Below are 6,211 nucleotides of genomic sequence, written 5' to 3' on the forward strand. Positions count from 1 at the left end.
GTCGGACGACTGCGGCGAGTCAGGCACAGGACGCGGAAATCGGACCGTACGCAGAAGAGGGAGACCGCGATGAGCGCACCCGACGGCAGCCCGGTCGGCGCCGAACGCAGCATCGGCCAGCTGTTCGCCTCGGCCACGGCGGAGATGTCGGCGCTGGTGCACGACGAGATCGCGCTGGCGAAGGCGCAGCTCAAGCAGGACGTCAAACGGGGGGCCACCAGCGGCGGCGCCTTCTCGGCGGCCGGCGCGGTGCTGATCTTCTCCCTGCCGATGCTGAACTTCGCACTGGCATACGGCATCCGCACCTGGAGCGACTGGAACCTGGCGGTCTGCTTCCTGCTGTCGTTCGCGGCGAACGTGCTCGTCGCGGTGGTGCTCGCGCTGATCGGCGTGGCCTTCGCCAAGAAGGCCAAGAAGAGCAAGGCCCCCCAGAAGGTCGCCGCGTCGATGAAGGAGACGGCGGGCGTGCTGCAGAACGCCAAGCCGCATCCGCGGCCCGAGCTCCCGCAGGACCGGGTCCCCGAGGCGATCGAGGCTGTGGCACGCTCATCGTCATGACCGACCCCGCCACTCCCCCGGCACAGCCGGCCTCGGCCGTGCTCCTGGACGGCCCCTGGACCCACCGCGACGTCGCCGCCAACGGCGCCCGCTTCCACATCGCCGAGCTGGGTGACGGGCCGCTGGTGCTGCTGCTGCACGGCTTCCCGCAGTTCTGGTGGACCTGGCGGCACCAGCTGGTGGCGCTCGCCGACGCGGGCTTCCGGGCCGTGGCCATGGATCTGCGGGGCGTCGGCGGCAGCGACCGCACACCGCGCGGTTACGACCCCGCCAACCTCGCGCTCGACGTCACCGGCGTCATCCGCTCGCTCGGCGAGCCGGACGCCGCGCTGGTCGGCCACGACCTGGGCGGATACCTCGCCTGGACCGCGGCCGCGATGCGCCCCAAGCTGGTGCGCCGGCTCGCCGTCGCCTCCATGCCGCACCCGCGGCGCTGGCGCTCGGCGATGCTCACCGACGTGAAGCAGAGCCGCGCCGGTTCACACGTCTGGGGGTTCCAGCGCCCGTGGATTCCCGAGCGGCAGCTCACCGCAGGCGACGGGGAGCTCGTGGCGCGGCTGATCCAGGACTGGTCGGGCCCGCGCCCGCCGGAGGAGGAGGCGCTGGAGAACTACCGCCGCGCCATGTGCATCCCCTCCGCGGCGCACTGCGCGGTCGAGCCGTACCGCTGGATGGTGCGCTCCCTGGCCCGCCCGGACGGCATCCAGTTCAACCGCCGGATGAAGCGGCCCGTGCGCGTGCCGACGCTCCATCTGCACGGCTCGCTCGACCCGGTGATGCGCACCCGCAGCGCGGCCGGCTCCGGCGAGTACGTCGAAGCCCCCTACCGCTGGCGGCTGTTCGACGGACTCGGCCACTTCCCGCACGAGGAGGACCCGGCGGCGTTCTCCTCGGAACTGATCAACTGGCTGCGGGATCCCGAGCCCGACCGGTGACCGGTCTGTCCCGCCCCGCGGCCGTGCTGTGAACGCTTGTCCGATGAACAGCCACTTGCCCGGCGCATAGGCCAATCGGACGCGCCGGAGGCGGTTATGGACCATGGGGCGGGGGCACACGTCGGGGTATGGGCTGGACGCACGACTACAGTGACGCAACCCGCAATCGCCGCTCGGCAGGCGGTGCGAACCCCCACCGGCGAAGCGGTGCACCGCAGATGGTGACCTCCGACCCCAGGGTCGGTATTCCGCTCATCCTCCGCCGCCGGGCCCGCTGGGTCTCGGTCCGGCTGCGCCCCACACGCGATTGAGGCATCACCCTCCCGAGGGACCTAGCGCGTGACACACCGCCAGGCCCGGCTCCCCGCACCCGCTAGAGGGCGCAGCTGTCGCTGCTCACCTGCCGGGTGGCGCTGCGCCCCTTGGTGATGTCCGGCTGGATCTCGTCCACGGTCAGCGCGTAGCCGGTCTCGGCGTCGTCGAGGGACTTGGCGAAGACCACGCCGTACACCTTGCCGTCGGGCGTGAGCAGCGGGCCGCCGGAGTTGCCCTGACGGACGGTCGCGTACAGGGAGTAGACGTCGCGGCGGACCGTGCCGCGGTGGTAGATGTCCGGGCCGTTGGCGGTGATGCGTCCGCGCACGCGCGCGGCCCGGACGTCGTAGGCCCCGTTCTCCGGGAAGCCGGCGACGATCGCGCTGTCGCCGCTGCTGGCGTCCTCGGCGGTGAACCGCAGCACCGGCGCCTTGAGGTCGGGCACGTCGAGGACGGCGATGTCGCGCCGCCAGTCGTAGAGCACGACCGTGGCGTCGTACTTCCTGCCCTCGCCGCCTATCTGCACCGTGGGCTCGTCGACGCCGCCCACCACGTGCGCGTTGGTCATGACCCGGCGGTCGGCGAAGACGAAGCCGGTGCCCTCCAGAACCTTGCCGCAGCTGGGGGCCGTGCCCATCACCTTGACGATGGAACGCTGGGCGCGGGTCGCCACCGAGCTGTTCGCCAGGGCCGGGTCGGGCGGCTGGACGTCGGTGATCGGCTCGTTGGAGAACGGGCTGAAGACCTGCGGGAAGCCGTTCTGCGCGAGGACGGTGGAGAAGTCGGCGAACCAGGTGGCGGCCTGGTCCGGCAGTGCCTGGGAGACGCCCTGGAGCACCTTGGAGGTGCGGACCTCCTTGCCGAGCGTCGGCAGCGTCGTGCCCGCGAGGGCCGAGCCGATCAGCCAGGCCACCAGGAGCATCGCCACGACGTTGACCAGGACGCCGCCCGTGGCGTCCAGGGCCCGGGCCGGGGACCAGGTGATGTGCCGGCGCAGCTTGTTGCCGAGGTGGGTGGTGAGCGCCTGGCCGACGGAGGCGCAGACGATGACGACGACGACCGCGACGACGGCGGCGGTCGTGCTCACCTCGGCGTTGTCCGTGGCCACGTCCCAGAGGACGGGCAGGAGGTAGACCGCGACGAGGCCACCGCCCAGGAAGCCGATCACCGACAGGATGCCGACGACGAACCCCTGGCGGTATCCCACGACCGCGAACCACACGGCGGCGACCAGCAACAAGATGTCCAGCACGTTCACGAAGGCCACCCTGTCATGCGCGCCAGTCGAGCGGGACCTGCTTGTCCCGGTCCCAGGGCCGCTCCCAGCCCGCGTAGTGCAGCAACCGGTCGATGATTCCGGCCGTGAACCCCCAGACGAGGGCGGATTCGACCAGAAATGCCGGTCCGCGGTGGCCGCTGGGGTGGACGGTCGTGGCTCTGTTCGCCGGGTCCGTGAGATCCACCACGGGGACGGTGAAGACCCGGGCGGTCTCGTTGGGGTCGACGACGCCGACCGGGCTCGGCTCGCGCCACCAGCCCAGCACCGGTGTCACGACGAAGCCACTGACCGGGATGTACAGCCGGGGCAGGACGCCGAACAGCTGGACGCCGGAGGGGTCGAGGCCGGTCTCCTCCTCCGCCTCGCGCAGCGCGGCCCGCAGCGGGCCGTCGCCGTACGGGTCGCCGTCCTCCGGGTCGAGGGCGCCGCCGGGGAACGAGGGCTGCCCGGCGTGCGAGCGCAGGGAGCTCGCACGCTCCATGAGGAGCAGCTCGGGCCCCTGCCGGCCCTCGCCGAACAGGATCAGCACGGCGGACTGGCGTCCGCCGCCGTCCTCCGGCGGCAGGAAGCGGCTCAGCTGCCTCGGCCGGACCGTCTCCACGGCACGTGCCACCGGGTCCAGCCAGCCGGGCAGGCCCTCCTTGCTCACCGTCACCGGCCCGCCCTGTGTGTCGCTCGCCCGCGTCATCGCCACCCCCGTCGTCCTGCCGCGTCCAACGCCCGGCGCCCCCGGGATCGTTCCGCGCACGGCGGCGATCCGCCGTTCGGGGGGCTCGTACGGGGGCCTGGGCGGGGCGTGGGACAGGGAGGACGGCTCGCGGGGTGGGCCGTGCGCCCCGTCCGGGCCGGCGGGTGGGGCTGAGGGCTGCCCGGGCACCTCATCCGGCCCCCAGCGGCGGGGCCGGTGTGCCGCCCGCGTCCAGGTAGGCCTGCGGGGGCCGCAGACGCTGGCCCGGGAAGCCGCCCTTCTCGTACTTCAGGAGCTTCCTCGCCTTCTCCGGGTCGGTCTCGCCCTCGCCGTAGGCCGGGCAGAGCGGAGCGATCGGGCAGGCACCGCACGCGGGCTTGCGGGCGTGGCAGATGCGGCGGCCGTGCCAGATCACGTGGTGGGACAGGTCCGTCCAGTCGCTCTTCGGGAACAGCGCGCCGATCGCGGCCTCGATCTTGTCCGGGTCGGTCTCGCCGGTCCACCGCCAGCGGCGCACCAGGCGCTGGAAGTGCGTGTCCACGGTGATGCCGGGGCGTCCGAAGGCGTTGCCGAGCACGACGAAGGCGGTCTTGCGGCCGACGCCGGGCAGTTTGACCAGGTCCTCCAGCCGGCCGGGCACCTCCCCGCCGAAATCCTCCACCAGAGCCTTGGACAGCCCCATGACCGACTTCGTCTTGGCCCGGAAGAAGCCGCACGGGCGGAGGATCTCCTCCACCTCCTCCGGGTCGGCCGCGGCCAGGTCCTCGGGGGTGGGGTACCTGGCGAAGAGGGCGGGTGTCGTCTGGTTGACCCGCAGGTCGGTGGTCTGCGCGGACAGCACCGTGGCGACGACCAGCTGGAAGGGGTTGTCGAAGTCCAGCTCGGGGTGGGCGTACGGATAGACCTCGGCGAGCTCGCGGTTGATGCGGCGGGCTCGTCGGACCAGGGCGGTGCGGGACTCTCCGCCCGGCGGGTGCACGACGGTCTTCGCGGGGGCGGTGCCCTTGACTCGGGCGGTGGCCTTCTTGGGCGCGGCGGTGACCTTCTTGGCGGCCGGTGCCTTCTTCACGGGCGCCGTCTTCCGCGTCGCGGAGCTCCGCCCGGCGGCCGAGGCCGCGGACTTCCTCACGGCGGAGGTCTTCTCGGCGGCATCGACCGCCGGCTTCTTCACAGGCGACGACGATTTCTTCACAGATGCCGCCTTCTTTGCGGATGCCGCATTCTTCGCAGCGGGAGCTTTCTTCGCAGGCTCCGCCTTCTTCACAGACGTCGCTTTCTCCGCGGGCGCCTTATCGCCACCGGCTCCCGCCGCCCCGGAGGGCGTCTTCCCGGACGGCGGCGACTTCGGCCCCGACTTTCCGGAAGCAGCCGCCTCCTCTGTCGCTTTCGCCGTTTTCCTACCGCCATCAGGACTCTGTTCACCCACAGCGGAATCGCGACGTACAACCACCCGCGCAGCCCCCTCGGCCTGTGCTCTCACCGGCGATTTGGACACCCGGCCAGCCTAAGGCCAGGCACCGGGATCCGCCCCGGCCCCTGAAGATCGGCGCCCAATCGGACCCCTGCCGCTTACCCCGGTACACCTGTGCGGCATCCTTGTGACAGATCACACTGTTTGGACCGTCCGGCAAAATGGGCACCACGGTCCCCTGGTACACAGGGGAGCAAGATCCCCTGAGCAGGTCGAAAGGGAGAGAACTCGTGGACGACGTTCTGCGGCGCAATCCGCTCTTCGCGGCGCTCGATGACGAGCAGGCCGCGGAGCTCCGCGCCTCCATGAGTGAGGTGACCCTCGCCCGCGGTGACTCACTGTTCCACGAGGGCGATCCGGGAGACCGCCTGTACGTGGTCACGGAGGGCAAGGTCAAGCTCCACCGCACGTCCCCCGACGGCCGCGAGAACATGCTGGCGGTGGTCGGCCCCGGCGAGCTGATCGGCGAGCTCTCGCTGTTCGACCCGGGCCCGCGCACGGCGACCGCCACGGCACTGACCGAGGTGAAGCTGCTCGGCCTGGGCCACGGCGACCTCCAGCCCTGGCTGAACGCCCGCCCCGAGGTGGCCACCGCGCTGCTGCGGGCCGTCGCGCGCCGGCTGCGCAAGACCAACGACGCGATGTCCGACCTGGTCTTCTCGGACGTCCCGGGCCGCGTGGCGCGCGCCCTGCTGGACCTCTCCCGCCGCTTCGGCGTGCAGTCCGAGGAGGGCATCCACGTCGTGCACGACCTCACGCAGGAGGAGCTCGCCCAGCTGGTCGGCGCCTCCCGCGAGACGGTCAACAAGGCCCTGGCGGACTTCGCCCAGCGCGGCTGGCTCCGCCTGGAGGCCCGTGCGGTGATCCTGCTCGACGTGGAGCGCCTCGCCAAGCGCTCGCGCTGACGCACACCGGGGCCTCACCCGCCGTACATGACGCCGGGCCCCGTCTCCGCGGAGACGGGG

General features: G+C 72.0%; 7 protein-coding genes. 4 read left to right on the plus strand and 3 right to left on the minus strand.

What is annotated here, in order from left to right:
• Positions 1–69: 69 nt before the first annotated feature.
• The 3 genes from ACFW6P_RS29875 (at position 70) to ACFW6P_RS29885 (ending at position 1,804) form a co-directional block, all read left to right on the plus strand.
• Positions 70–558, plus strand: a complete 489-nt coding sequence (locus ACFW6P_RS29875; RefSeq protein WP_386358727.1) for a phage holin family protein — start codon at positions 70–72, stop codon at positions 556–558.
• On the plus strand, positions 555–1,493 hold the full coding sequence (locus ACFW6P_RS29880; protein WP_386358725.1) for an alpha/beta fold hydrolase: 939 nt from the start codon (positions 555–557) through the stop codon (positions 1,491–1,493). Before ACFW6P_RS29875 ends, ACFW6P_RS29880 begins: the two co-directional genes overlap by 4 nt.
• Before the next feature lie 128 nt (positions 1,494–1,621).
• Positions 1,622–1,804, plus strand: a complete 183-nt coding sequence (locus ACFW6P_RS29885) for a hypothetical protein (protein WP_386358723.1) — start codon at positions 1,622–1,624, stop codon at positions 1,802–1,804.
• Between the two features lie 62 nt (positions 1,805–1,866).
• Here ACFW6P_RS29885 and ACFW6P_RS29890 read toward each other — a convergent pair whose 3' ends face one another.
• The 3 genes from ACFW6P_RS29890 to nth form a co-directional block, all read right to left on the minus strand.
• Positions 1,867–3,066 (minus strand): MarP family serine protease, encoded by a 1,200-nt coding sequence (locus ACFW6P_RS29890; protein WP_386358721.1) that lies wholly within the window; start codon positions 3,064–3,066, stop codon positions 1,867–1,869.
• A gap of 13 nt (positions 3,067–3,079) precedes the next feature.
• Positions 3,080–3,775 (minus strand): NUDIX hydrolase, encoded by a 696-nt coding sequence (locus ACFW6P_RS29895; RefSeq protein WP_386358784.1) that lies wholly within the window; start codon positions 3,773–3,775, stop codon positions 3,080–3,082.
• A gap of 190 nt (positions 3,776–3,965) precedes the next feature.
• Positions 3,966–5,039 carry an endonuclease III gene (gene nth / locus ACFW6P_RS29900; protein WP_386425471.1) on the minus strand — a complete coding sequence of 358 codons (1,074 nt, stop codon included), beginning with the start codon at positions 5,037–5,039 and terminating at the stop codon, positions 3,966–3,968.
• A 437-nt stretch (positions 5,040–5,476) separates the two neighbouring features.
• Between nth and ACFW6P_RS29905 the strand changes: the two genes are divergently transcribed.
• Positions 5,477–6,151: a Crp/Fnr family transcriptional regulator gene (locus tag ACFW6P_RS29905; protein WP_010031945.1), complete on the plus strand. Its 675-nt coding sequence runs from the start codon at positions 5,477–5,479 to the stop codon at positions 6,149–6,151.
• Positions 6,152–6,211 lie beyond the last annotated feature (60 nt).

The sequence above is a fragment of the Streptomyces sp. NPDC058741 genome, assembly GCF_042746715.1.
Classification (GTDB): domain Bacteria; phylum Actinomycetota; class Actinomycetes; order Streptomycetales; family Streptomycetaceae; genus Streptomyces.